We start from the raw sequence: 23393 nt of genomic DNA on the forward strand, positions 1-23393 counted from the left end.
ACGGGATGCATGCCCGCCGGGGCAATCCGCACTCCTGCGGGCTCAGGGGCGCGGCACGTTGCGCAGGTTGGATCGCGCCATCTGAACCATCCTGCCCACTCCTCCGTCCAGCACGATCTTGCCGGCGGAAAGAGCGAAACCCGTCACCATTTCGGCGCTGATCCTCGGGGGAATCGACAAGGCGTTGGGGTCGGTCACGATGTCCACCAGAGCGGGCCCCTTGTGCCGAAACGCATCCCGCAAAGCGCCTGTGAGCTGCTTGGGCTTCTCCACGCGGACCCCGTAGGCACCCGCCGCCCGGGCGATGGCGGAGAAATCCGGGTTCCGGTTCGTGGTTCCGTACGAGGGCAGGCCGGAAACCATCATTTCCAGCTCGACCATTCCGAGGGACGAGTTGTTGAAGAGGACCACTTTGACGGGCAGCTCGTACTGCACCAGGGTGAGGAAATCTCCCATCAGCATCGAGAATCCGCCGTCACCCGACATCGAGACCACTTGACGACCGCGGTCCGTGAACTGCGCTCCGATGGCCTGGGGAAGGGCATTGGCCATGGAGCCGTGGCTGAAGGAACCGATGATGCGCCGTTTGCCGTTCGGCGAAAGATAGCGCGCCGCCCACACGTTGCACATGCCCGTGTCCACGGTGAAGACGGCATCCTCGTCAGCCAGTTCGTCGAGGACGGCGGCGACGTACTCGGGGTGGATGGGGGTGTGCTTCTCCACCTTGCGCGTGTACGCCTTGACCACGCCCTCCAGCGCGTCCGCGTGCTTCTTGAGCATCCGGTCCAGGAAGCGGCGGTCCGTCTTGGCGCGGACCCGGGCGTTCAGCACGCGCAGGGTCTCCCGTGCGTCGCCCCAGACGGCGAGTTCCAACCGCGACCTCCGGCCGAGGTGTTCGGGGCGGATGTCGATCTGGACGATCTTCACGTCGTCGGGGAGGAAGGCGTTGTACGGGAAGTCGGTGCCGAGCAGGATCAGCAGGTCACACTCGTGGGTGGCCTCGTAGGCCGCGCCGTAGCCGAGCAGCCCGCTCATTCCCACGTCGAAGGGATTGTCGTACTGAATGTGCTCTTTCCCGCGCAGGGCGTGCCCGACCGGGGCCTTGACCCGCTCGGCGAACTCCATGACCTCGGCGTGCGCCCCCGCGGTGCCGCTGCCGCAGAAGAGGGTGACCCGGTCCGCCTCGTCGATCAGCCGGACCAGTTTCTCGATCTCGCCGTCGCCGGGCCGTACGGTCGGCCGCGCGGTCACCAGGGCGTGCTCGACCGTCTTCTCGGGAGCGGGCAGGGAGGCGATGTCGCCGGGCAGGGAGACGACTCCGACGCCGCTGCGGCCGACAGCGTGTTGGATGGCGCTCTGCAACACCCGTGGCATCTGCTTGGGGTTGGAGATCAGCTCGCTGTAGTGGCTGCACTCGGTGAACAGCCTGTCGGGGTGGGTCTCCTGGAAGAACCCGAGACCGATCTCGCCGGACGGGATGTGCGAGGCGAGCGCCAGCACCGGGGCCATCGAGCGGTGGGCGTCGTACAAGCCGTTGATCAGGTGCAGGTTTCCGGGGCCGCAAGAGCCGGCGCAGGCGGCGAGCCGACCGGTGATCTGCGCCTCGGCGCCGGCGGCGAAGGCGGCGGTCTCCTCGTGGCGGACCTGGATCCACTCCATGGCGTCCGTCCGGCGGATCGCGTCCACGATCGGGTTCAGGCTGTCGCCGACGACGCCGTACATCCGCCGCACGCCCGCGCGCACCAGGATGTCGACGAACTGCTCCGCCACGTTCTGCTTGGCCATGGAAGGGGCGCCTCTCCGGTTCGGCGATGCGGGTGCGCCTCCCATCCACGCACGGACCGTCCCGTTACGCCTCCCAGACCGCGGCGGCCGTGCGGTCGTCGGCGTAGCCCTTCAGGCGGAGCTGTGCGTCCGCGAGGAACGCCGCGAGGCCGGGCGGTTCGGCCCGCGACCAGCGGGCGGCGAGTTCGGCCGGGAGCAGCCCTTCCTCGCGCATGGGCGCCGCGAGACCACCCGAGCAGAGGAGCAGGGTGTCGCCGGACCGGGCGATGGAGGCGCGGAAGCGGAAGCCCCCGGCGGCGTCCACCGCGGGATGCGCCGTGTCCTCCGGTTCCAGGTCCTGCCATTGGCCGTCCCGGAGCCGGAAGAACCCGCCCGCGCCCGCGCCGAAGGACACCCGTGTGCGGCATCTCGGGTCCACCGGGAGCAGCAGCCCGCGCAGTCCGGCGGTATAGCCCTCCTCCGTGAGCCCGAGTTCCGCGGCGCGGGCCCGCAGGCGTCCGTAGCCCCGGTCGGTGAGGCGCTGGAGCCCGGAGCGCAGGGCCTCGCGGCTGCCGGCGCGGATGTCCTCGGCCAGCCGCTGCCTGCTCCGCCCGACGGCCGCCGCGACGGAGTGGCACAGCTCGGCCGCGGCCTCCCGGGCGCCGGGCGCGGCCCGGTCCCCGCCCGCCAGGGCGACGAGGACCAGCGCGTCGTCGCCGCTTCCGAAGCGGGCGGTCAGCAGGAAGTCCCGGCGGGCCTCGCCGCGGAACCGGGCGGAGTCCCCGCGCAGCGAGGTGGCGCGCAGCGTGTAGCCGGCGTAGCGGGCGCCTTCGAGGACGGTGTCGGGGGTCAGGTCGCCCAGGGCGGCGGGGTCCGCCTCGGGCAGCGCGCCCGGCTCGGGCGCGTAGGTGGGGGCCCGGTCGCCGAGGTGGTGTACGTCGGGGCGGCCGGCGGGGTCGTGGTCCGACGGTTCGGCGTCGGGCCGCGCTTCGGGGGCCAGGTCCGGGGCGTTCCGTACCGGCGCGGGGCCGTTCGCCGCGGAGGCGCCGCCGGGTACGCCCCGGCGCCGCAACGGAAGGCCGTGTCCGGCGGGCGGCGCGGGCGGGAGGGGGGGCTCGGGGGGCGGCAACGGGGCTTGCGGTGCGACGGGGGGCTCGGGCGGCGCCGGGGGCACGGTGACCTCGCCCAGGGCGTAGCCGGTCGGCCCGGGCCGGCGCGGGTCGGGCGGCGGCTCCTCGATCGGGGGCGCGGGCTCCGCCTCCCGGCGTTGTCCGGGCAGCAGGGGGCCCGGCGGGGCCTGCTCCGCGGTGGCGCCGTCCCCGTCCTTCACCAGCACCACCGCCGAGTGGAAGCGGTGGTCCAGCGTGTCGTCCGGATCGGGCTCGGGTGCCGAGCCCTGGTCCTCGTAGAGCTTCTGCCACCAGTCGTCCCCGTGCCGCTGACTCATGCCGCTATTCTCGGCCGCCCGCCGGGGCGGAAAACGCCGAATGCACGAAAGAGGCCCACCGGGCCGCCGCCCGGTGGGCCTCTCGCGCTCCCGTCGTACGGGCCGGCGAATTCCGCCGTTCCGTTCGACCGTCCGGGGGTGCGGGCGCCGCCGCGACCGTGTGTCCGCCTCGGTGGCGACGGCCGGCTCCCGCTGGAGTGGGCTCGTGGCCTGCGGATGTTCTACTTCGGTGCCCTCACCTTGGCAGAGGGCGGGGTGGTGCGGCGATGATGTCGGCGGCGGGTTCGTGCCGTGGCCGCTTCCCGCCAGGAACGGTACGAAGGGGTGGGTGGACGGGTTGCTGGGTGCGATAGGCCTGGACGAGGGTCAGGAGTCGGCGTACCGCGCGTTGGTGGCGCTGGGCGCGGCGGAGGTGCCCGATCTCGCGCACCGTCTGTCGCTGCCGGTGCGGCAGACCGAGGGGGCGCTGCGGCACCTGGAACGCCACGGCCTGGCGGCGCAGTCCTCGGCCCGCCCGGGGCGCTGGGTGGCGGCCCCGCCCGGAGTGGCGCTCGGGGCGCTGCTGACCCAGCAGCGGCACGAACTGGAGCGGGCGGAGCTGGCGGCGGCGCTGCTGGCGCAGGAGTACCGGGCGGAGGCCTCCGAGCCCGCCGTGCACGACCTGGTGGAGGTGGTGACGGGCGCGAGCGCGGTCGCCCACCGGTTCGTGCAACTCCAGCTGGGGGCGGTGGAGGAGGTGTGCGCGCTGGTCGACAGCCGCCCGGAGGTGGTGACGGGCTCGGAGAACGAGGCGGAGGAGCGGGCAGTCGTCCGGGGGGTGTCCTACCGGGTCGTCATCGAGCGGGAAGTACTGACCCAGACGACGGGCATCCGCGAGGCGACGACGGCGCTGGCGCGCGGCGAGCACGTCCGGGTCACGCCGCGGGTGCCGACGAAGCTGGTGATCGCGGACCGGAGTCTGGCGATGGTGCCGCTGACGGCGCCGGGCGCGGAGCCGACGGCCCTCGTGGTGCACGCGTCGGGGTTGTTGCAGTCCCTGTCGGGTCTGTTCGAGGCGGTGTGGCGGGAGGCGCTGCCGCTGCGGCTGGGCGCGACGGGCTCGGCGGAGCAGGCCCTGGACACCCCGGACGCCACCGACCTGGAGATCCTGAGCCTGTTGCTGGCGGGGATGACGGACGCGAGTGTGGCGAAGCACCTGGAGCTGGGGTTGCGCACGGTGCAGCGCCGGGTCAAGGGCCTGATGGAACTCGCCGGAGTGACGACACGGCTGCAACTGGGGTGGTACGCGTACGAGCGGGGCTGGGTGGCCCGATAGGTACTGTTCGGTCACGCTGAGCAGATGGATCTGCCTCAGCTGCTCCTGATGGGGCTGGTGTTGCTGCTCGGGCTGCTGGGGGTCATGGTCCCGGGCGTCCCGGGGACCTGGCTGGTGTGGGCCGCCGTGATGTGGTGGGCCCTGCACGAGCGCTCGTCGGTCGCGTGGGTGCTGCTGGTGGCCACGACGGGATTGTTCCTGGTGGTGCAGGTGGTGATCTGGCTCCTGCCGCCCCGTCGGCTGCGGGGAGTGGGCGTCCACCGCCGGATGGTGGTGTACGCGGGCACGGGCGCACTGCTCGGCTTCGTCCTGATCCCGGTGGTGGGAGCCGTACCGGGCTTCGTGGGCGGCGTCTACCTGAGCGAACGCCGGCGCCTGGGCTCCCACGGCGAGGCCCTCGCGTCGGTCCGGGCGGTGATGCGGGCGGTGGGGACGAGCGTACTGGTGGAGTTGCTCGCCTGCCTGGTGGTGACGGCGGCCTGGGTGGGCGCGGTGCTGCGCACCTAGGAGGCCTGCGCGCGACGCTCGGCGCGGCTGCCACCGACCGGGACAACAGGCCCCGTCGGCCCGGACGTTCCTCCCGGCCGGCCGGGCTCATTGGACCTTCCGCCGAGGGACGGCGGCGCCCGTGGTCCGGAAAGCGCATTGCCGCCGGGCGCGTTGACGGGTTGGATGCGTCGGCGGGAGGCACCCGCCGGGCCGAGGCGCGGGACGGGCCCGTGCGTACGGGGGCCGCGTCGACGGGACCGGCACGGAGAGAGGCGCGGGACCGGCACGGGGAGAGGCGAATGGCACCGATGCCCGCCGGCTGCACACCCTGGCCCGGGGGGACTTCACCTTCGCGTGGGGAGGCCCCGGCATCGTCGGCACCCTCTCCGTCGGCGGCACGGTCGTCCTGGTCGACGACCCGGGGCCCACCGCGTGCGCGGCGGTCATCGACCGCGAGCGGGTCACCGTCACGTCGGTGCCCTCCGCTGTCGCCCGGCTCTGGCCGGCAGCCCCTCCCACGGCCCGGTCCGAGTCGAGCAGCCTGCGCCTGGTGCAGGTCGTCGGCGCGCCGGTGGACCGGGCGACCGCCGAACGGCCTGAGGCTGTCGCGTCCAGCGGGTCTTCGGCATGGCCGAGGGGCTGCTCACCCTGACCCGGTCGGCCGATCCGGACGAGACCGCGTCCGCCACGACCGCGCTCACCACGCAGGGCCGCCCGCTCTCGCCCGACGACGAGATCCGTGTGGTCGACGTCGACGGCAAGGACCTGCCGGACGGGGAGCCCGGCGAACTCCTCGTCCGCGGTCCTTGCACGCCGCGCGGCTACTACCGGGCGCCCGACCTCGACGCGCGTTCCTTCACCGCCGACGGGCACCTCCGCACCGGCCGACTCGCCCGGCGCACCCCGGACGGCGATCTGGAGGTGACCGGCCGCACCGGGGACGGCCCGTGACCGGCGGACGGGGAGCCGAGGGGCGTGGTCTCCGGTGCGAAGTCGCGGCCGGGGTGCGAGGCTGCCGGTATGACGACCACGGATTTCGAGGGTTTCGGCGAGGCGGAGCTGTCGTACCTCCGCTCCCAGCGGCTGGGCCGGCTGGCCACGGTGGACCCCACCGGGCAGCCGCAGGCGAACCCGGTGGGTTTCTTTCCGCAGGAGGACGGCACGATCCTGGTCGGCGGGGCGTCGATGGGCACGACGAAGAAGTGGCGCAACCTACGGGCGAACCCGAAGGTGTCGCTGGTCGTCGACGACCTGGTGGGCACGCGCCCGTGGCGCGTACGCGGCATCGAGATCCGCGGTCACGCCACCCTGGAGGTCGGCACCCACGCCCTGGGCCCCCACTTCAGCCCGGAGGTCATCCGCATCCACCCGACCCACGTCGTCGCCTGGGGCCTGGACCCGACCGACACCTGAGCCCCTGCCCCCACCCCGGCCCGCTCAGACCCGGCCGCCCCGCTTCGCGGAATAGTTCGCCCGGCCCTCGGCCGACTTCATCCGCCAGTCCCGCCGAATCTCCGACCGCAATCTCGCGTCCGTCTTGGCCACGATCCGCTGGTTCTCCCGCAGCAACTTCCGGTAGCTCTCCAGCCGCCGCTCCGCCAGCGCCCCCGACTCCACCGCCGCCAACACCGCGCACCCCGGCTCCGCGACGTGCGCGCAATCGTGGAATCGGCAGTCGGCGGCGTAGTCCTCGATCTCCGAGAACACCTGCCCGACGCCCGCTTCCGCGTCCCACAGTCCGACGCCCCGCAGCCCCGGGGTGTCGATCAGCACGCCGCCGCCCGGCAGCACCAGCAGGTTGCGCGTCGTCGTGGTGTGCCGGCCCTTGCCGTCGACCTCCCGGGCCTGTCGGACCTCCATGACGTCGGCGCCCAGCAACGTGTTGGCCAGCGTCGACTTCCCGGCCCCCGAGACGCCGAGCAGCACGCTCGTGCCGCCCGACACGACCGCGGCCAGCACGTCCGTGCCTTCGCCGGTCAGGGAGGACACGGTCAGCACCTGCACGCCCGGGGCGGTGGTCTCCACGTCGCGGACGAGGTGGGCGAGCACCGTCGGGTCGGGTACGAGGTCCGCCTTGGTCAGGACGACCAGCGGCTGCGCCCCCGACTCCCAGGCGAGTGCCAGGAAGCGCTCGATCCGGCCCAGGTCGACTTCCGCGGCGAGGGAGACGGCGATGACCGCGTGGTCGACGTTCGCGGCGAGGATCTGCCCCTCGGAGCGCTGCGAGGAGGTGGACCGTACGAAGGCGGTCCGGCGCGGCAGGTACGCCTTGACGTAGCGGGGGTTCCCGGCGGGCTCGACGGCGGCCCAGTCACCCGTGCAGATGACCCGCAGCGGGTCGTGCGGGGTGACGAAGGCGGTGTCGGCGCGGACGACCCCGTCCGAGGTCATGACGTCGCACTGGCCCCGATCGACGCGTACGACCCGGCCGGGCAGCAGGCCCCGCGTCGCGTACGGGGCGAACTCGGCCGCCCAGGCGTCGTCCCAGCCGAAGGCGGCGAGGCCGGACTCGGCCCACCCCTGCGCGGGAGACGAGACCGCGGAGGAGTCGGAGGAGAAAGGGGAAGAGGGGGAAGCGGGGAAAGACAAGGGGAACCCTTCACAGGGTGGCCCCGGCAGCGCGCGCTCGGCGGCGCGCGGAGAGGTACGTGGTCAGCCGGAGGCCACGGGGGTGGCATTGACGGTCTTCCGAGTGCGGGCAGCGCCCTGCGTCACGACAGTCATCAATGGACTCACCTCCGGGTCATGCACGAACTGGCCGTTCCCCCGGCGTGCGGCGGGAACGGGCTCACCGTAACAACGTCGCTTCCGGCAACGCCAACTCTTTTCCGGCCCGTTCGCGACGGTCCGCCGTCAGTGCTTGCGCAGGCGCGCCGAATAGTCGTCCGGAGGCAGGAAGTTCGACCAGCGCTCGGGGAACTCCGAGGGCATTCCGGCGTCCTCGTCGTCCTCGGACTCCCCCTCGGCCAGCGCCCGCCAGGCCGCCGCCCGAGCGACCAGTCGGGCGGCCTCCGCCTCCCTCATCCGCTCGTTCGCCTCGCGCGCCGCCGCCGTGGCCAGCGAGGGCCAGACGCGGTCGATGGCCGCGTTGACGGCCGCGCCGACGAGGACGGCGAAGGCCGAGACCCCGATCCACAGCAGCACGGCCACGGGCGCGGCCAGGGACCCGTAGATCGTCGGCCCCTCGACGGCGTTGGTCAGGTAGATACGCAGCAGGAACGAGCCGAGCACCCACATGGCAAGCGCGACGAGCGCACCGGGCACGTCCTCGATCCACGGCGAGCGCACGGGCACGGAGACGTGGTAGAGCGTCGTCAGGAAGACGATCGAGAGCAGCGTGACCGTCGGCCAGTACAGCACCGCGATCACCTCCGTGCTCCAGGGCACCCACCGCACCACGGCGTCGGGGCCGGCCACCATCAGCGGCAGCACGATCGCGCCGATCACGAGCGCGACCACGTACAGCAGGAAGGCAAGCAGCCGGGTCTTGACGATGCCGCGCTGTCCGTCGAGGCCGTACATCACGGTGATGGTGTCGATGAAGACGTTGACGGCCCGCGATCCCGACCACAGGGCGAAGGCGAAGCCGATCGAGATGAGGTCGGGGCGGCCGCCCCGGGTCACGTCGTCCAGCATCGGCTTCGCGATCTCGCTGACGCCCCGGTCGGACAGGACCGTGCCGACGGCCCCCAGGATGTTCTCCTCGATGCTGGCGACGAAGGTGCCGCCCGTCCAGCCGTCCACGTACCCGATCAGGCCCAGGAGGCCCACGAAGAGCGGCGGGAGGGAGAGGAGGGTGAAGAAGGCCGCTTCGGCGGCGAGGCCCAGGATGCGGTACTCGACGCACGAGTTGACGGTGTCCTTGAGCAGCAGCCAGCCCATCTTGCGCTTGGAGACGTTGCGATAGAGCGCGCGGGCGCGGTGGAGCCGTCCCGGCCGCCCCGGGATCCGCTCGGGTGTTTCTTTTGCTGGCTGCACGTCCTTACGGTATCCGCATGGCAGCCACCACCCACACAGTGACCAATCAGGCTCCGCCCCTTGTGGGCTACAACGCCTACTCCGGCGACCAGGCCCTGACCGAGGGCGTCGAGCGGCACCTGGCGGGCGCTCCCGTCGCGCTCCTCGGGGAGGTACGGGAGGAGCTCACCTCCCTGGGGCTCGCGACCGGCTCTGAGCAGGCCCAGCTCTGGGGGGCGCAGGCGAACGGGAATCCGCCCGAGTTGCGTACGCACGACCGGTACGGGAACCGGATCGACGAGGTCGAGTTCCATCCCGCGTGGCACCGGCTGCTGGGGCACGCGGTGACGTCCGGGTTGACCGACGCGTGGGGGCGTCCGGCCGGGCACCTGCGCCGCGCGGCGGGTTTCTTCCTGTGGTCGCAGGCGGAGTCGGGGCACGGCTGCCCGGTCTCGATGACGCACGCGGCGGTGCCGGCGCTGCGCACGGACCCGGAGCTGGCCGCCGAGTGGGAGCCCCGGTTGACCTCGCACGTGTACGAGGAGGGCTTGCGGCCCCCGGCACAGAAGGCCGGCGTGCTCTTCGGGATGGGCATGACGGAGAAGCAGGGCGGCAGCGACGTACGGGCGAACACGACGGTGGCCAAGCCGCTGGACGCGTCCGGCGAGTACGTGCTGACCGGGCACAAGTGGTTCTGCTCGGCGCCGATGTCGGACGGTTTCCTGGTGCTGGCGCAGGCTCCCGGGGGGCTGACGTGCTTCCTGGTGCCTCGGGTGCTGGGGGACGGGACCCGCAACGTCTTCGCGATCCAGCGGCTCAAGGACAAGCTGGGCAACAAGTCGAACGCGTCGAGCGAGGTGGAGTTCGACGGGACGTGGGGGCGACGGGTCGGCGAGGAGGGGCGGGGGGTCCGGACCATCATCGAGATGGTCGCGGCGACCCGGCTGGACTGCGTGATCGGTTCGGCGTCGCTGATGCGCCAGGCTTTGACGCAGGCCGTCCACCACGCGGAGCACCGCTCCGCTTTCGGAGCACGGCTCGTCGAGCAGCCGCTGATGCGCAACGTCCTGGCCGACCTCGCCCTGGAGTCGGAGGCCGCGACCGTGCTGACCCTGCGCCTGGCGGCCGCGTACGACGCCGGTACGGAGCAGGAGCGGGCCTTCCTGCGTCTCGCGGTACCGGCGGCGAAGTACTGGGTGACCAAGCGGTGCACGCCGATGGTGGCGGAGGCGCTGGAGTGCCTGGGCGGCAACGGCTACGTCGAGGAGTCGGGCCTGCCGCGCCTGCTGCGCGAGTCCCCGCTGAACTCGATCTGGGAGGGGTCCGGCAATGTGCAGGCCCTGGACGTGCTGCGCGCCCTCCAGCGGGAGCCGCAGGCGCTGGACGCGTTCCTGCGGGAGGTCGGCCTGGCCCGGGGCGCCGATCACCGGCTGGACGCGGCCATCAAGGACCTGCTGACGGACCTCGCGGACCTGGAGGGCATCGAGGGCCGCGCCCGGCGGGTGGTGGAGCGCATGGCCCTGGTGCTCCAGGGGTCGCTGCTGGTGCGGTGGGCCCCGGCGCAGGTGGCGGACGCGTTCTGCGCCTCGCGCCTCGGCGGCGACTGGGGTACGGCCTTCGGGACGCTGCCGTACGGCCTGGACCTGCGTGCGGTGGTGGAACGGGCCCGGATCACCGGCTAGGAACGGTCCCCAAACCGCTCCGCGCCAAGATCCGTGCCCGCCGACCCCGAACCGGGGGCGGCGCCGCGCCGACTCGGCGCCGCCCCTGGTCCGAGAAGCCCCGAGGAAGGAGCTGTCACGCCGCTCGGCGGCGTGCCGATAGTTTCGGTCGGGCGACCGGAGATTGGCGAGGGTTGCAGACCGTTGCAACCCTTCACCGGTCGAACCGGTCGAACCGGTCGAAGCAGTCACACAGCCAGCCCCTTGGCTGTTCACGGGGAGGTTCCGGTGGCCGACACCGCAGGCAGCACGGTCGATGTGGCGCGCATCTCCGCCATGGACGCGCGGGAGGCGGCGCGTGTGCTCAAGGGAGTACGGGCGGCCGCGCTGGCCGGGGCCCGCCTTCCGGCCGCCCCGCGTCCGGAGATCGCCGAGTCCTGGCGACGGATGCTGGCCGGCGGGGTGCACCCGGACCGCGACGCGCGCTCGCGGCTGCTGTCGGCCGCCGAGACGGAGGAGCGGCGGCAGGTGTCGCCGCTGCGGGAGATCCTCCCGGTGCTGCGCGAGGGCCTGCTGCCGGCGCTGGACGAGGCCCTGCACATCATGGTCGTCGCGGACGCCGACGGGCGGCTGCTGTGGCGGGAGGGGCACTCCTCGATCCTGCGCCGGGCCGACCGGCTGGGGTTCGCGGTGGGCGCCGACTGGGCGGAGGGGGTGGTCGGCACCAACGGGGTGGGCACCTCCCTGGTGACGCGGCGGCCCGTGCAGGTGTTCTCGGCGGAGCACTTCGTCTCCAGCCATCACGACTGGACCTGCGCCGGGGCCCCCGTGCGCGACCCCCGCGACGGCCGCCTGCTGGGGGTGGTGGACGTCAGCGGCCCGCTGGCCACCATGCACCCGGCGACGCTGGCCTGGGTGACCTCGGTGGCCCGGCTCGCCGAGCGGGAGCTGCGCATCCGGCACCTGGAGTCCCTGGAACGGCTGCGCGCGGTCGCGGCCCCGCTGTTGGCGCGGCTGCCGGGGCGGGCGATGGCCGTGGACCCGCAGGGCTGGACGGCGGCCGTGACGGGATTGGCCCCGGCCGACCGGGTCCCGCTGCCGAAGGGGTTCGGGCCGGGACGGGTATGGGTGCCGCAGTTGGGCCACTGCGCGGTCGAGCCGCTGCCGGGCGGCTGGCTGCTGCGGGTCGAGGAGTCGCGCGCCGGCGCTGGGGCGGCGAGCCGGGTGGTTCTGGACCTCAGCAGGGCCGGGTCGTGGACGGCGACGGTGTACGGGGCGGCGGGCAACTGGTCGCTGGAGCTGAGCCCGCGCCACGCCGAGCTGTTGTTCCTGCTGGCCGAGAGCCCGCGCGGGCGCTCGGCGGCGGAACTCGCCGCCGAGCTGTTCGGGGACCCGAGCCGGACGGTGACGGTCCGCGCGGAGATGTCCCGGGTGCGCCGCCACCTCGCCGGGGTGCTCACGCACCGGCCGTACCGCTTCGCACAGGACGTGGAGGTGGAGCTGGTCCGTCCGGCGGTCCCCGCGCAGTTGCTCCCGCATTCCACGGCGCCGGCGGTGGTCAGGGCCCGTCAGGGCGGGACGGGCGCCCGGGGGGCCGCGGACGGCATGTGATTCCCTGGCCGCATGAGCACGTTCACCCTGACCACCTGGTCCCTGGAAATGACCTCGCCGGACGACCTCGTACCGGCGTCCGTACCCGGCCCGGAGATCACGATCGCCCGGGCCGAAGTGCCCTCGCCCGAGTTCAGCCGGTTCCTCTACGCCTCGGTGGGCGGGGACATCCACTGGACGGACCGGCTGTCGCTGACCCGCGCGCAGTGGGTGGGACAGTTGGGACGGCCCGGGGTGGAGACGTGGGTGGCGTACGAGCGCGGCACGCCGGCGGGCTATGTCGAGCTCGACCCGCAGCCCGAGGGTGTGGTGGAGATCGTGTACTTCGGTCTCCTCCCGGACTTCCGCGGCCGCCGGATCGGGGGGCACCTGCTGTCGTTCGGCACGGCCCGCGCGTGGGACCTGGCGCGGCGGTGGCCGCAGCTCGCGCCCACCCGCCGGGTGTGGGTGCACACCTGTAGCCAGGACGGGCCGACCGCCATGGACAACTACCTGCGGCGCGGCTTCAAGGTCTTCCGGACGGAGACGGAGGAGAAGCAGGCCACCCCGACGCCGGGCCCCTGGCCGGGCGCGTAGACGCCGACGAGGCGCACGCGGCCGGGCTCCGGCCGGGCCGTGCGCGTGGGTCCCCGGCCGTGCGCGTGGGTCCCCGGCCGGGGAGGGTGCCACCGGTCGGGGTACTCGCCCCGCCCGGGGCGGCGCGGTGCACCAGGGGCGCGCGCCGCCTGTGCGCATGCTGGGCTTCCGTCGAACGTAGGGCGAGGGTCATGAGTGCCGCACCTCCACCAGAGCCGGCCGACGAAGACGGCGAGCCCTCCGAGGAATCGCGACCACCGCGGGGTTCCGGTGCCGCCGCCGGCGGGCGTACGGGGTTCGCCAGGCTGCACGGCTGGCAGGGCCTGCTGGGCGCCCTGGTCACCGCCGCGGCCGCCGTCGTCGTGGCGCTCATCGCCCGGACACCGGGAGAGCCGCGACCCGAGCCCACGCCCGCCCCGGACGAGGGGCCCTCGGTGAGCATCCACCGGGCCTGGGAGCACGACGATCCCGCCGCGCCCGCGCCGGCCGTCCTCGTCGACTTCGAGGGGACGGTCACCGGGCTCGACCCCGATTCCACCGTCTTCGCGATGGTCAGACGACCCGATGAGCGTTCGGGGTGGCCGGCCGAACTTGCACAGGTCGACCGGCGCAGCGGAAAGTGGAGGGCCGTCGTCCATGTGCCGCGCCCCCAGCCCCCACTGGAGATCACGGCCGGGGTGGTCTCAAGCGGGTTCTACGGCGCGGTACCCCCCGGCGCGTCTTCGATCCCCTCCGCTCCCCCCACGGCCCCGGCGGGCCGGGAGCTCGGCAGACTGCGGGACGAGGGGCCCTCGGCGGCGGGTGTCGAGACCTCGATGCCCTTCCGGCACGTCGCCCCCGCGACGCCGTCACCCGCCCCCGGCGGGTGACCGAAACCCACAGGGGTGGGGCTCCGAGGCCGTTCGGGCGTGACGCCCGTCACGCCGTACCACGATACGAGACGACTTCGTCCGGATCGTGGACAGTAGTGGACTCCTCCAATCGCGCCATGCCACGCTTCCGCCATGAATGGAGCTGGAATTGCCTTGGTGAGTCGGCGGCACGTCGACCTCGGCCGCATGTCCAGCGCCATCTGTCCGGCGCGCTGACGGAACCAGCAACCGCCGCACATCGCCGCCGTCCCCGCTGCCGCGGACGCGTCGACCCCGGGGCCGCACGGCCTCCGCAAGCCCCCTGACGGCTGAATTCCGCCCTGCCCACCGGCACAACCGGACCCGGCACGGCCCTCGGCCACACCTGCTCAGCGTGCAGGGGTCACGCCGCCGCTCCCCCTGCCCTTGCCTTGAGCCGCCGAAGAAGGACGTACCGCCATGGCCGCCACCCCCGAAACGCCCGCAGCCGCCGCCGCGCGCCGCAAGACCGGCCGTCACCGCGGTGAGGGTCAGTGGGCCGTCGGGCACCACACCCCCCTCAACGGCAACGAGCAGTTCAAGAAGGACGACGACGGTCTCAATGTGCGGACACGCATCGAGACGATCTACTCCAAGACGGGCTTCGACTCGATCGACCCGAACGACCTGCGCGGACGCATGCGCTGGTGGGGTCTGTACACCCAGCGCAAGCCCGGGATCGACGGCGGCAAGACCGCGATCCTGGAGCCGGAGGAGCTGGACGACAAGTACTTCATGCTGCGCGTCCGCATCGACGGCGGCCGGCTGACCACCGAGCAGCTGCGCGTCATCGGCGAGGTCTCGCAGGAGTTCGCGCGCGGCACGGCCGACCTCACCGACCGCCAGAACGTGCAGTACCACTGGATCCGGATCGAGGACGTCCCGGAGATCTGGCGCCGCCTGGAGGCCGTCGGCCTGTCGACCACCGAGGCCTGCGGTGACTGCCCCCGCGTCATCCTCGGCTCGCCCGTCGCCGGCATCGCCGAGGACGAGATCATCGACGGCACGCCCGCCATCGACGAGATCTACCGCCGCATCGTGGGCAACAAGGACTTCTCCAACCTGCCCCGCAAGTTCAAGTCCGCGGTCTCCGGCTCCCCGCTGCTCGACGTGGCGCACGAGATCAACGACGTCGCCTTCGTCGGCGTGAACCACCCCGAGCACGGCCCCGGTTTCGACGTCTGGGTCGGCGGCGGCCTCTCGACCAACCCCAAGCTGGGCGTGCGCCTGGGCACCTGGGTCTCGCTCGACGAGGTCCCGGACGTGTTCGAAGGCGTCATCTCGATCTTCCGCGACTACGGCTACCGGCGGCTGCGCACCCGAGCCCGCCTGAAGTTCCTGGTCGCGGACTGGGGCCCGGCCAAGTTCCGCCAGGTCCTGGAGGACGAGTACCTGAAGCGCAAGCTGACCGACGGCCCCGCGCCCGAGCAGCCCAGCGGCCAGTGGCGCGACCACGTCGGCGTCCACCGGCAGCAGGACGGCAAGTTCTACGTCGGCTTCGCGCCCCGCGTCGGCCGCGTCGACGGCGCCACCCTGACCAAGATCGCGGATGTGGCCGAGCAGCACGGCTCCGGCCGGCTGCGCACCACCGCCGAGCAGAAGATGATCGTCCTCGACATCGAGGCCGATCAGGTCGACTCGGTCGTCGCGGCGCTGGAGGCGCTGGACCTGCGGGTCAACCCGTCGCCGTTCCGCCGCGGCACGATGGCGTGCACCGGCATCGAGTTCTGCAAGCTGGCCATCGTCGAGACGAAGGCGCGCGGCGCCTCGCTGATCGACGAGCTGGAGCGCCGCCTGCCGGACTTCGCCGAGCCGCTCACCATCAACATCAACGGCTGCCCGAACGCGTGTGCCCGTATCCAGGTGGCGGACATCGGTCTCAAGGGGCAGTTGGTCCTGGACGAGAACGGCGACCAGGTCGAGGGCTACCAGGTCCACCTCGGCGGTGCGCTCGGCCTGGAGGCCGGCTTCGGCCGCAAGGTCCGCGGTCTCAAGGTCACCGCCGCCGGTTTGCCGGACTACGTGGAGCGGGTCGTCACGCGTTTCCAGGAGGAGCGCGAGGGCGACGAGCGCTTCGCCGCCTGGGTCGGCCGCGCGAGCGACGCGAGCCTGACATGAGCGAGCGCGCCGCACCGTTCTACTGCCCGTACTGCGGCGACGAGGACCTGTTCCCGCACGAGACGGGTCACGGCGCCTGGGAATGCCGGGCCTGCAACCGAGCCTTCCAGCTGAAGTACCTCGGGCTGCTGGCCCGGGGTGTTCGGTCCGATCAGCCCGGAGGGGAAGAGATATGACGACGACTCGGGAGAACAGGGACCTGAAGGCGCTGGCCGAGCAGGCGGGCCGCGACCTGGAGGACGCCTCCGCGTCGGAGATCCTCACCTGGGCCGCCGAGACCTTCGGCGAGAAGTTCGCCGTCACCTCCTCGATGGAGGACGCGGTCGTCGCCCACCTGGCGTCCGGCGTCTTCCCGGGCGTGGACGTGGTCTTCCTCGACACCGGCTACCACTTCGAGGAGACCATCGGCACCCGCGACGCGGTCGAGGCCGTGATGGACGTCAACGTCATCACCCTCACCCCGCGCCAGAGCGTCGCCGAACAGGACGCCGAGTACGGTCCCCGGCTGCACGACCGGAACCCGGACCTGTGCTGCGCCCTGCGCAAGGTCAAGCCGCTGGAAGAGGGCCTGACCGCGTACGAGGCGTGGGCGACGGGCCTGCGCCGCGACGAGTCCCCGACCCGGGCGAACACCCCCGTGGTCGGCTGGGACGAGAAGCGGCGGAAGGTCAAGATCTCGCCGATCGCCCGCTGGACGCAGGACGACGTGGACGCGTACGTCGCGGAGCACGGCGTGCTGACCAACCCGCTGCTGACGGACGGCTACGCCTCCGTCGGCTGCGCCCCCTGCACCCGCCGCGTGGCGGAGGGCGAGGACGCACGGGCCGGCCGGTGGGCCGGGCGGGCGAAGACCGAGTGCGGACTGCACGGCTGATGACAGACATCGAAGAACCGACGGAGACGAGAACGATGAGCGTGAGCGACCAGGGCGCCACCGTGTGGCTGACCGGGCTGCCGAGCGCGGGCAAGACCACCATCGCCTACGCGCTGGCCGAGCGGCTGCGCGCCGAGGGCCACCGCGTGGAGGTCCTCGACGGCGACGAGATCCGCGAGTTCCTCTCCGCCGGCCTGGGCTTCAGCCGGGAGGACCGGCACACCAACGTGCAGCGGATCGGCTTCGTCGCCGAACTCCTCGCGAGCAACGGCGTCAAGGCGCTGGTGCCGGTGATCGCGCCGTTCGCCGACAGCCGCGAGGCCGTCGCCAAGCGGCACGCCGCAGAGGGCACCGCGTACCTGGAGGTCCACGTGGCCACCCCGGTCGAGGTCTGCTCCGAGCGTGACGTCAAGGGCCTGTACGCCAAGCAGGCGGCGGGCGAGATCTCCGGTCTGACCGGGGTCGACGACCCGTACGAGGCTCCGGACTCCCCGGACCTGCGGATCGAGTCGCACACGCAGTCCGTGCGGGAGTCGGCTTCGGCCCTGTACGCGCTGCTCACCGAGAGGGGTCTGGCATGACGACCGTCGCCCACCTGCACGACGGGACCGACGCTCCCTACGCGCTGTCCCACCTCGACGCCCTCGAATCGGAGGCCGTGCACATCTTCCGCGAGGTCGCGGGCGAGTTCGAGAAGCCGGTCATCCTGTTCTCCGGCGGCAAGGACTCCATCGTCATGCTGCACCTGGCGCTGAAGGCGTTCGCGCCCGCGCCGGTGCCCTTCACGCTCCTGCACGTCGACACGGGTCACAACTTCCCCGAGGTGCTGGAGTACCGCGACCGCACGGTCGCCGAGCACGGTCTGCGGCTGCACGTGGCCTCCGTCCAGGAGTACATCGACGCGGGCAAGCTGCGCGAGCGCCCGGACGGCACGCGCAACCCCCTCCAGACCGTCCCGCTGACGGAGGCGATCCAGCGGCTCAAGTTCGACGCCGTCTTCGGGGGCGGCCGCCGCGACGAGGAGAAGGCCCGGGCCAAGGAGCGCGTGTTCTCCCTGCGCGACGAGTTCTCCCAGTGGGACCCGCGCCGCCAGCGCCCCGAGCTGTGGCAGCTCTACAACGGCCGCCACGCCCCGGGCGAGCACGTGCGCGTGTTCCCGCTGTCGAACTGGACCGAGCTGGACGTGTGGCAGTACATCGCCCGCGAGGGCATCGAGCTGCCGCAGATCTACTTCGCCCACGAGCGCGAGGTGTTCAAGCGCAACGGGATGTGGCTGACGGCCGGCGAATGGGGCGGCCCCAAGGAGGGCGAGACCCCCGAGAAGCGGCTGGTCCGCTACCGCACCGTCGGTGACATGTCCTGCACGGGTGCCGTCGACTCCGACGCCACCACGCTGGACGCCGTGATCACCGAGATCGCCGCCTCCCGCCTCACCGAGCGGGGCGCGACCCGCGCCGACGACAAGATGTCCGAGGCCGCGATGGAAGACCGCAAGCGCGAAGGGTACTTCTAGACATGACCTCCACCACCGAGCAGTTCGCCGACCTCGCGGCGACCACTCTGCTGCGCTTCGCGACCGCCGGTTCCGTCGACGACGGCAAGTCCACGCTGGTCGGACGCCTCCTGCACGACTCCAAGTCGGTCCTGACCGACCAGTTGGAGGCCGTGGAGGCCGTCTCCGCCCGGCGCGGTCAGGACACCCCCGACCTCGCGCTGCTCACCGACGGCCTGCGCGCCGAGCGGGAGCAGGGCATCACGATCGACGTGGCGTACCGCTACTTCGCCACCGCCCGGCGTCGGTTCATCCTGGCCGACACCCCGGGGCACGTGCAGTACACCCGCAACATGGTCACCGGCGCCTCCACCGCCGACCTGGCCGTGGTCCTCGTCGACGCCCGCAACGGCGTCATCGAGCAGACCCGCCGGCACGCGGCCGTCGCGGCCCTGCTGCGCGTCCCGCACGTGGTCCTCGCCGTCAACAAGATGGACCTCGTCGGCTACGAGGAGGCGGTCTTCGCGAAGATCGCCGAAGGGTTCACCGCGTACGCCTCCGACCTGGGCGTCCCCGAGATCACCGCGATCCCGATCTCGGCCCTGGCCGGCGACAACGTCGTGGAGCCCTCGGCGCACATGGACTGGTACGGCGGCCCGACGGTGCTGGAGCACCTGGAGACCGTCCCGGTCAGCCACGACCTGACCGCCTGCCCGGCGCGCTTCCCGGTCCAGTACGTGATCCGGCCGCAGACCGCCGAGCACCCCGACTACCGCGGCTACGCGGGGCAGATCGCCTCCGGCGTGCTGCGCGTCGGCGAGGCCGTCACCGTCCTGCCGTCGGGCCGCACCTCGGTCATCGAGGGCATCGACGCGCTCGGTGAGAGCGTCGACATCGCCTGGGCGCCGCAGTCGGTGACGCTGCGGCTGCGGGACGACATCGACATCTCGCGCGGTGACCTGATCGCCCCGTCCGCGAGCGCCCCGGCCACCACCCAGGACGTCGAGGCGACGGTGTGCCACGTCGCGGACCAGCCCTTGGCCGTCGGCGCCCGGGTGCTGCTCAAGCACACCACGCGCACCGTCAAGGCGATCGTCAAGGCGATCCCCTCGCGGCTGACCCTGGACGACCTGTCCCAGCACCCGGAGCCCGGGCAGCTGGTCGCCAACGACATCGGCCGTGTCGTCGTCCGTACCGCGGAGCCGCTGGCTCTCGACTCGTACGCCGACTCGCGCCGCACCGGGTCCTTCCTGCTGATCGACCCGGCGGACGGCACCACCCTGGCGGCCGGCATGGCGGGCCAGGCGTTCGCCGCCCACGCCGACGAGGCCGAGGCCGTCCCGGCCGACGACGACGGATGGGACTTCTGACCCATGCTCGCCGACATCTACTCGACCTTCGCCAAGGAGGGCGGCCGCGTAGGCAGCGGCCACCTCGGCAGCGGCCAGGGAGGGATGGCGCGATGTGCGCGATGACGTACGCGCACTGCCCGCGCGCCCACGCCCCCCACGAGCTCCGCCCGCCCTGCTTCAGCAGACGAAGACCCGCGCCGTGATCCCACGGCGCCCCGAGAGGAAGCCCTCCCGTGCCTGCCACCGGTACCACCACCCGTAAGGCCCTCCGCCGCGGCGCAGTCGCCGCCGCCCTCCCGCTCCTGATCGGCGGCCTCGCCTCCTGCGGCTACGGCTCGCAGGCGAAGGACGACGCCAAGCCGGCCGCCGTGCCCGCCGCGGACACCAAGAAGCTCTCCGCCTCCGAGGTGCGCATCGGGTACTTCCCGAACCTGACGCACGCCACCGCCCTGGTAGGTCTCCAGGAAGGCCTGATCGCCAAGGAGCTCGGCGGCACGACCGTCAAGCCGCAGACCTTCAACGCCGGTCCGTCCGAGATCGAGGCCCTCAACGGTGGCTCTCTCGACATCGGCTTCATCGGCCCCTCGCCGTCGATCAACGGCTACGTGAAGTCCAAGGGCCAGAACCTGCGGATCATCTCCGGTTCCGCCTCGGGCGGCGTCAAGCTGGTCGTGAACCCGGACAAGATCAAGACCCTGGACGACCTCAAGGGCAAGAAGATCGCCACCCCGCAGAAGGGGAACACGCAGGACGTCGCGTTCCTCAACTGGATCTCCCAGAAGGGCTGGTCGGTCGACCCGGAGTCCGGCAAGGGCGACGTCTCCGTCGTCCGCACGGACAACAAGGTCACCCCGGACGCGTTCAAGCAGGGTTCGATCGACGGTGCCTGGGTGCCGGAGCCCACGGCCTCCAAGCTCGTCTCGGAGGGCGGCTCCGTCCTCCTCGACGAGGCCTCCCTGTGGCCCGACAAGAAGTTCGTGATCACCAACGTCGTCGTGTCGCAGAAGTTCCTCAAGGAGCACGCGGACGTGGTCGAGGCCGTGCTCAAGGGCACGGTGAAGACCAACGAGTGGATCAACGCCAACCCGGAGAAGGCGAAGGCCTCCGCCAACGCGAAGCTGGCGGCGGACGGCGGCAAGCCGCTCGACGCGAAGGTCATCGACCCGGCGTGGCCGAGCATCCTCGTCACCGACGACCCGCTGGCGAGCACCCTCAAGACGGAGTCCGACTGGGCGGTCAAGGCCAAGCTCATCGAGCAGCCCGACCTGACCGGCATCTACGACCTGACGCTGCTGAACAAGGTGCTCAAGGCGGCCGGCAAGCCCGAGGTCTCCGACGCCGGTCTCGGCGTCAAGTAAGTCCGTAACCCGAATCCCCCAGGAGGTGACGACCATGGCCACCACGCTTGCCAAGGCTGCCGAGGGCGCGGTAGCGGAGCGGACGCACGCCGCGCGCATCGAGCACGTCTCGAAGTCCTTCCCCGGCCCGGCCGGATCGCAGCTCGTCCTGGACGACATCAGCCTCGATGTCGCTCCGGGAGAGTTCGTCACCCTCCTGGGGGCCTCGGGGTGTGGTAAGTCCACCCTGCTCAACCTGGTCGCCGGACTCGACAAGCCCAGCGCGGGCCGCATCGAGACCGCCGGCCGCCCCGCACTGATGTTCCAGGAACACGCGCTGTTCCCCTGGTTGACGGCGGGCAAGAACATCGAACTGGCCCTGCGGCTGCGCGGCGTGGCAAAGGCCGACCGCAAGCCGGAGGCGGAGCGGCTGCTGGAGCTCGTGCGGCTCGGCGGCGCGTACGGCAAGCGCGTCCACGAGCTGTCGGGCGGCATGCGCCAGCGCGTGGCCCTGGCCCGGGCCCTGGCCCAGGACAGCCGACTGCTGCTGATGGACGAGCCGTTCGCGGCGCTGGACGCCATCACCCGGGACGTGCTGCACGGGGAGCTGACCCGGATCTGGGCGGAGACCGGCGTCTCCGTCCTGTTCGTCACGCACAACGTCCGCGAGGCCGTGCGTCTGGCCGAGCGCGTGGTCCTGTTGTCCTCGCGGCCCGGCCGGATCGCCAAGGAATGGACCGTGGACATTGCGCAGCCGCGCCGCATCGAGGACGCGGACGTCGCGGAGCTGTCCCTGGAGATCACTGAACACCTGCGTGGGGAGATCCGCCGCCATGGCCAGCACTGAAACCGCCCCGAAGGCCAAGAGCGACGACCTGGCGGGCCTGGAGGCCGGCCTGGACGCGCTCGACGCGGTCCAGACCCACCGCACCCCGGTCCGTGAGGTGCTCCTCAAGAAGATCCTTCCGCCGGCCGTGGCCGTCGGCCTGGTCCTCGTGGTGTGGCAGGTCCTCGTCTCGACGCAGGTCGCCGACCAGACCAAACTGCCCTCGCCGTCCGCGGTGTGGGACGGCCTGACCGAGATGTGGCTCAAGGGCACCCTGCTGGAGGTCATCTGGACCAGCGTCTCGCGCGGTCTGCTCGGCTTCCTGCTCGCCCTGGCCATCGGCACCCCCCTCGGCCTGCTGGTCTCGCGGGTGAGGTTCGTCCGCGCCGCCATCGGCCCGATCCTGTCCGGACTCCAGTCCCTGCCCTCGGTGGCGTGGGTGCCGCCGGCGGTGATCTGGCTCGGTCTGAACGACTCGATGATGTACGCCGTCATCCTGCTCGGGGCGGTGCCGTCCATCGCCAACGGCCTCGTCTCCGGCGTCGACCAGGTCCCGCCGCTCTTCCTGCGGGCCGGTCGCACCCTGGGCGCGACGGGGCTCAGGGGCACCTGGCACGTGGTCCTGCCCGCAGCGCTGCCGGGGTACCTCGCCGGTCTGAAGCAGGGCTGGGCCTTCTCGTGGCGCTCGTTGATGGCCGCCGAGATCATCGCGTCCTCCCCCGACCTGGGGCTGGGTCTCGGGCAGTTGCTGGAGAACGGCCGGAACAACATCGACATGCCGGGTGTCTTCCTCGCCATCTTCCTGATCCTCATCGTCGGCATCGCCATCGACCTGCTGATCTTCAGCCCGGTCGAGCGGTGGGTGCTGCGCAACCGCGGCCTGCTGGTCAAGAGCTGAGTCCCGTGTTCCGCGCCCCCGTCCTCCTCGTCATAGCCCACGGCAGCCGCGATCCGCGGCACGCCGCGACCGTGCGCGCCCTCACCCGGCGCGCCCGGGCGCAGCGGCCGGGGCTGCGCGTGGAGACGGCGTTCCTGGAGTTCGACGCCCCGTCCGTGCCGCAGGTCCTCTCCCGCCTCCACCGGTCGGGGGTACGGGAGGTGGTGGCACTCCCGCTCCTGCTCACCCGGGCGTTCCACGCCAAGACGGACATCCCGGCGGTGCTGGCGGAGGCCGTCGCCGGCCTCCCGGGCCTGACGGTCCGGGTCGCGGACGTCCTCGGCCCGTCGCCGCTGCTGACGGCGGCCCTGGAGCGTCGGCTCCGCGAGGCCGGCCTCACCCCGGCGGACCGCGCCGGCACCGGTGTGGTGCTCGCGGCGGCCGGCTCATCGGACCCGGAGGCGATCGCAGTGATCGCTGAAATCGCGCGGGAGTGGCGGCACACCGGTTGGTGCGCCGTGCGGCCTGCGTTCGCCTCCGCCTCGTTGCCCCGCACGGAGGACGCCGTACGGGCGCTGCGCGCCGAGGGCCTGCGACGCGTGGTCGTGGCCCCGTACGTCATCGCCCCCGGCCGCCTCCCGGACCGCATCGCGGCGGGCGCGGAGGCCGCGGGCGCGGACCTCGTGGCCCCCGTCCTCGGCGCGGCCCCCGAACTGGCCCGCCTCCTCCTCCACCGCTACGACGCGACCGCCTCCCCCCTGGCCTCCCTCCCCCTGTCGGCCTGACCCCGACCCGAGCCGGCCGGCA

General features: G+C 72.5%; 22 protein-coding genes and 1 pseudogene. 19 read left to right on the forward strand and 4 right to left on the reverse strand.

Going from position 1 to position 23393, the window contains the following annotated elements:
• Nucleotides 1-42: 42 nt before the first annotated feature.
• Complete coding sequence (locus E6R62_RS29950; protein ID WP_136216627.1) at nucleotides 43-1785, reverse strand: pyruvate dehydrogenase; 1743 nt, start codon at nucleotides 1783-1785, stop codon at nucleotides 43-45.
• A 64-nt stretch (nucleotides 1786-1849) separates the two neighbouring features.
• Nucleotides 1850-3211: a protein phosphatase 2C domain-containing protein gene (locus E6R62_RS29955; protein WP_136216628.1), complete on the reverse strand. Its 1362-nt coding sequence runs from the start codon at nucleotides 3209-3211 to the stop codon at nucleotides 1850-1852.
• Nucleotides 3212-3548: 337 nt separating this feature from the next.
• Here E6R62_RS29955 and E6R62_RS29960 point away from each other — a divergent pair, with 337 nt between their 5' ends.
• The 4 genes and pseudogenes from E6R62_RS29960 to E6R62_RS29975 all read left to right on the forward strand — a co-directional run bounded on the left by E6R62_RS29960 (nucleotide 3549) and on the right by E6R62_RS29975 (nucleotide 6428).
• Nucleotides 3549-4526, forward strand: coding sequence for a helix-turn-helix domain-containing protein (locus E6R62_RS29960; protein ID WP_136216666.1), 978 nt, complete (start codon nucleotides 3549-3551; stop codon nucleotides 4524-4526).
• A 24-nt stretch (nucleotides 4527-4550) separates the two neighbouring features.
• Nucleotides 4551-5033: a DUF456 domain-containing protein gene (locus tag E6R62_RS29965; protein ID WP_136216629.1), complete on the forward strand. Its 483-nt coding sequence runs from the start codon at nucleotides 4551-4553 to the stop codon at nucleotides 5031-5033.
• A 352-nt stretch (nucleotides 5034-5385) separates the two neighbouring features.
• Nucleotides 5386-5966, forward strand: a pseudogene (locus E6R62_RS42080) (AMP-binding protein).
• 69 nt (nucleotides 5967-6035) lie between these two features.
• Nucleotides 6036-6428, forward strand: coding sequence for a PPOX class F420-dependent oxidoreductase (locus tag E6R62_RS29975; protein WP_136216630.1), 393 nt, complete (start codon nucleotides 6036-6038; stop codon nucleotides 6426-6428).
• Nucleotides 6429-6452: 24 nt separating this feature from the next.
• On the opposite strand, the gene rsgA is transcribed toward E6R62_RS29975, so the two are convergent.
• Both rsgA and E6R62_RS29985 read right to left on the reverse strand, forming a co-directional pair.
• Nucleotides 6453-7604 (reverse strand): ribosome small subunit-dependent GTPase A, encoded by a 1152-nt coding sequence (rsgA, locus tag E6R62_RS29980; protein WP_136216631.1) that lies wholly within the window; start codon nucleotides 7602-7604, stop codon nucleotides 6453-6455.
• 264 nt (nucleotides 7605-7868) lie between these two features.
• Entirely contained in the window at nucleotides 7869-8993 is a 1125-nt protein-coding gene (locus tag E6R62_RS29985; protein WP_136216632.1) for a YihY/virulence factor BrkB family protein, read from the reverse strand.
• 17 nt (nucleotides 8994-9010) lie between these two features.
• Between E6R62_RS29985 and E6R62_RS29990 the strand changes: the two genes are divergently transcribed.
• From E6R62_RS29990 to E6R62_RS30055, 15 genes are all read left to right on the forward strand, one after another.
• Complete coding sequence (locus E6R62_RS29990; RefSeq protein ID WP_136216633.1) at nucleotides 9011-10654, forward strand: acyl-CoA dehydrogenase family protein; 1644 nt, start codon at nucleotides 9011-9013, stop codon at nucleotides 10652-10654.
• 315 nt (nucleotides 10655-10969) lie between these two features.
• Nucleotides 10970-12244 (forward strand): GAF domain-containing protein, encoded by a 1275-nt coding sequence (locus E6R62_RS29995; protein ID WP_136216667.1) that lies wholly within the window; start codon nucleotides 10970-10972, stop codon nucleotides 12242-12244.
• A 12-nt stretch (nucleotides 12245-12256) separates the two neighbouring features.
• Nucleotides 12257-12820: a GNAT family N-acetyltransferase gene (locus tag E6R62_RS30000; RefSeq protein ID WP_136216634.1), complete on the forward strand. Its 564-nt coding sequence runs from the start codon at nucleotides 12257-12259 to the stop codon at nucleotides 12818-12820.
• A gap of 191 nt (nucleotides 12821-13011) precedes the next feature.
• A complete protein-coding gene (locus E6R62_RS30005; protein WP_136216635.1) occupies nucleotides 13012-13689 on the forward strand; it encodes a hypothetical protein in 678 nt (225 codons plus the stop codon).
• A gap of 135 nt (nucleotides 13690-13824) precedes the next feature.
• Entirely contained in the window at nucleotides 13825-13908 is an 84-nt protein-coding gene (locus tag E6R62_RS42265; protein WP_312847410.1) for a putative leader peptide, read from the forward strand.
• 222 nt (nucleotides 13909-14130) lie between these two features.
• Entirely contained in the window at nucleotides 14131-15828 is a 1698-nt protein-coding gene (locus tag E6R62_RS30010; RefSeq protein WP_136216636.1) for a nitrite/sulfite reductase, read from the forward strand.
• Entirely contained in the window at nucleotides 15825-16004 is a 180-nt protein-coding gene (locus E6R62_RS30015; protein WP_136216637.1) for a hypothetical protein, read from the forward strand. The genes E6R62_RS30010 and E6R62_RS30015 overlap by 4 nt, the downstream gene beginning before the upstream one ends.
• On the forward strand, nucleotides 16001-16702 hold the full coding sequence (locus E6R62_RS30020) for a phosphoadenylyl-sulfate reductase (RefSeq protein ID WP_136216638.1): 702 nt from the start codon (nucleotides 16001-16003) through the stop codon (nucleotides 16700-16702). The genes E6R62_RS30015 and E6R62_RS30020 overlap by 4 nt, the downstream gene beginning before the upstream one ends.
• A gap of 35 nt (nucleotides 16703-16737) precedes the next feature.
• A complete protein-coding gene (cysC, locus tag E6R62_RS30025; RefSeq protein WP_136216639.1) occupies nucleotides 16738-17283 on the forward strand; it encodes an adenylyl-sulfate kinase in 546 nt (181 codons plus the stop codon).
• Nucleotides 17280-18215, forward strand: a complete 936-nt coding sequence (cysD, locus tag E6R62_RS30030; RefSeq protein ID WP_136216640.1) for a sulfate adenylyltransferase subunit CysD — start codon at nucleotides 17280-17282, stop codon at nucleotides 18213-18215. The genes cysC and cysD overlap by 4 nt, the downstream gene beginning before the upstream one ends.
• A gap of 2 nt (nucleotides 18216-18217) precedes the next feature.
• Nucleotides 18218-19564: a sulfate adenylyltransferase subunit 1 gene (locus E6R62_RS30035; RefSeq protein WP_136216641.1), complete on the forward strand. Its 1347-nt coding sequence runs from the start codon at nucleotides 18218-18220 to the stop codon at nucleotides 19562-19564.
• A gap of 215 nt (nucleotides 19565-19779) precedes the next feature.
• Nucleotides 19780-20904: an aliphatic sulfonate ABC transporter substrate-binding protein gene (locus E6R62_RS30040; protein WP_136216642.1), complete on the forward strand. Its 1125-nt coding sequence runs from the start codon at nucleotides 19780-19782 to the stop codon at nucleotides 20902-20904.
• Nucleotides 20905-20938: 34 nt separating this feature from the next.
• A complete protein-coding gene (locus tag E6R62_RS30045) occupies nucleotides 20939-21730 on the forward strand; it encodes an ABC transporter ATP-binding protein (protein WP_136216643.1) in 792 nt (263 codons plus the stop codon).
• Nucleotides 21717-22607 (forward strand): ABC transporter permease, encoded by an 891-nt coding sequence (locus E6R62_RS30050; RefSeq protein ID WP_136216644.1) that lies wholly within the window; start codon nucleotides 21717-21719, stop codon nucleotides 22605-22607. The genes E6R62_RS30045 and E6R62_RS30050 overlap by 14 nt, the downstream gene beginning before the upstream one ends.
• 5 nt (nucleotides 22608-22612) lie before the next feature.
• Nucleotides 22613-23371 (forward strand): sirohydrochlorin chelatase, encoded by a 759-nt coding sequence (locus E6R62_RS30055; protein WP_136216645.1) that lies wholly within the window; start codon nucleotides 22613-22615, stop codon nucleotides 23369-23371.
• Nucleotides 23372-23393: the final 22 nt, after the last annotated feature.

Origin of the sequence: Streptomyces sp. A1136 (assembly GCF_004795055.1) — a bacterium.
GTDB lineage: Bacteria > Actinomycetota > Actinomycetes > Streptomycetales > Streptomycetaceae > Streptomyces.

What these genes read in the sequence shown, in the direction of transcription:
- E6R62_RS29950 (WP_136216627.1), bottom strand. Translation starts at nt 1,785, where the DNA reads ATGGCCAAGCAGAACGTGGCGGAGCAGTTCGTCGACATCCTGGTGCGC.
- E6R62_RS29955 (WP_136216628.1), bottom strand. Translation starts at nt 3,211, where the DNA reads ATGAGTCAGCGGCACGGGGACGACTGGTGGCAGAAGCTCTACGAGGAC.
- E6R62_RS29965 (WP_136216629.1), top strand. Translation starts at nt 4,551, where the DNA reads ATGGATCTGCCTCAGCTGCTCCTGATGGGGCTGGTGTTGCTGCTCGGG.
- E6R62_RS29975 (WP_136216630.1), top strand. Translation starts at nt 6,036, where the DNA reads ATGACGACCACGGATTTCGAGGGTTTCGGCGAGGCGGAGCTGTCGTAC.
- E6R62_RS29990 (WP_136216633.1), top strand. Translation starts at nt 9,011, where the DNA reads ATGGCAGCCACCACCCACACAGTGACCAATCAGGCTCCGCCCCTTGTG.
- E6R62_RS29995 (WP_136216667.1), top strand. Translation starts at nt 10,970, where the DNA reads ATGGACGCGCGGGAGGCGGCGCGTGTGCTCAAGGGAGTACGGGCGGCC.
- E6R62_RS30000 (WP_136216634.1), top strand. Translation starts at nt 12,257, where the DNA reads ATGAGCACGTTCACCCTGACCACCTGGTCCCTGGAAATGACCTCGCCG.
- E6R62_RS30005 (WP_136216635.1), top strand. Translation starts at nt 13,012, where the DNA reads ATGAGTGCCGCACCTCCACCAGAGCCGGCCGACGAAGACGGCGAGCCC.
- E6R62_RS42265 (WP_312847410.1), top strand. Translation starts at nt 13,825, where the DNA reads ATGAATGGAGCTGGAATTGCCTTGGTGAGTCGGCGGCACGTCGACCTC.
- E6R62_RS30010 (WP_136216636.1), top strand. Translation starts at nt 14,131, where the DNA reads ATGGCCGCCACCCCCGAAACGCCCGCAGCCGCCGCCGCGCGCCGCAAG.
- E6R62_RS30015 (WP_136216637.1), top strand. Translation starts at nt 15,825, where the DNA reads ATGAGCGAGCGCGCCGCACCGTTCTACTGCCCGTACTGCGGCGACGAG.
- E6R62_RS30020 (WP_136216638.1), top strand. Translation starts at nt 16,001, where the DNA reads ATGACGACGACTCGGGAGAACAGGGACCTGAAGGCGCTGGCCGAGCAG.
- cysC (WP_136216639.1), top strand. Translation starts at nt 16,738, where the DNA reads ATGAGCGTGAGCGACCAGGGCGCCACCGTGTGGCTGACCGGGCTGCCG.
- cysD (WP_136216640.1), top strand. Translation starts at nt 17,280, where the DNA reads ATGACGACCGTCGCCCACCTGCACGACGGGACCGACGCTCCCTACGCG.
- E6R62_RS30035 (WP_136216641.1), top strand. Translation starts at nt 18,218, where the DNA reads ATGACCTCCACCACCGAGCAGTTCGCCGACCTCGCGGCGACCACTCTG.
- E6R62_RS30045 (WP_136216643.1), top strand. Translation starts at nt 20,939, where the DNA reads ATGGCCACCACGCTTGCCAAGGCTGCCGAGGGCGCGGTAGCGGAGCGG.
- E6R62_RS30050 (WP_136216644.1), top strand. Translation starts at nt 21,717, where the DNA reads ATGGCCAGCACTGAAACCGCCCCGAAGGCCAAGAGCGACGACCTGGCG.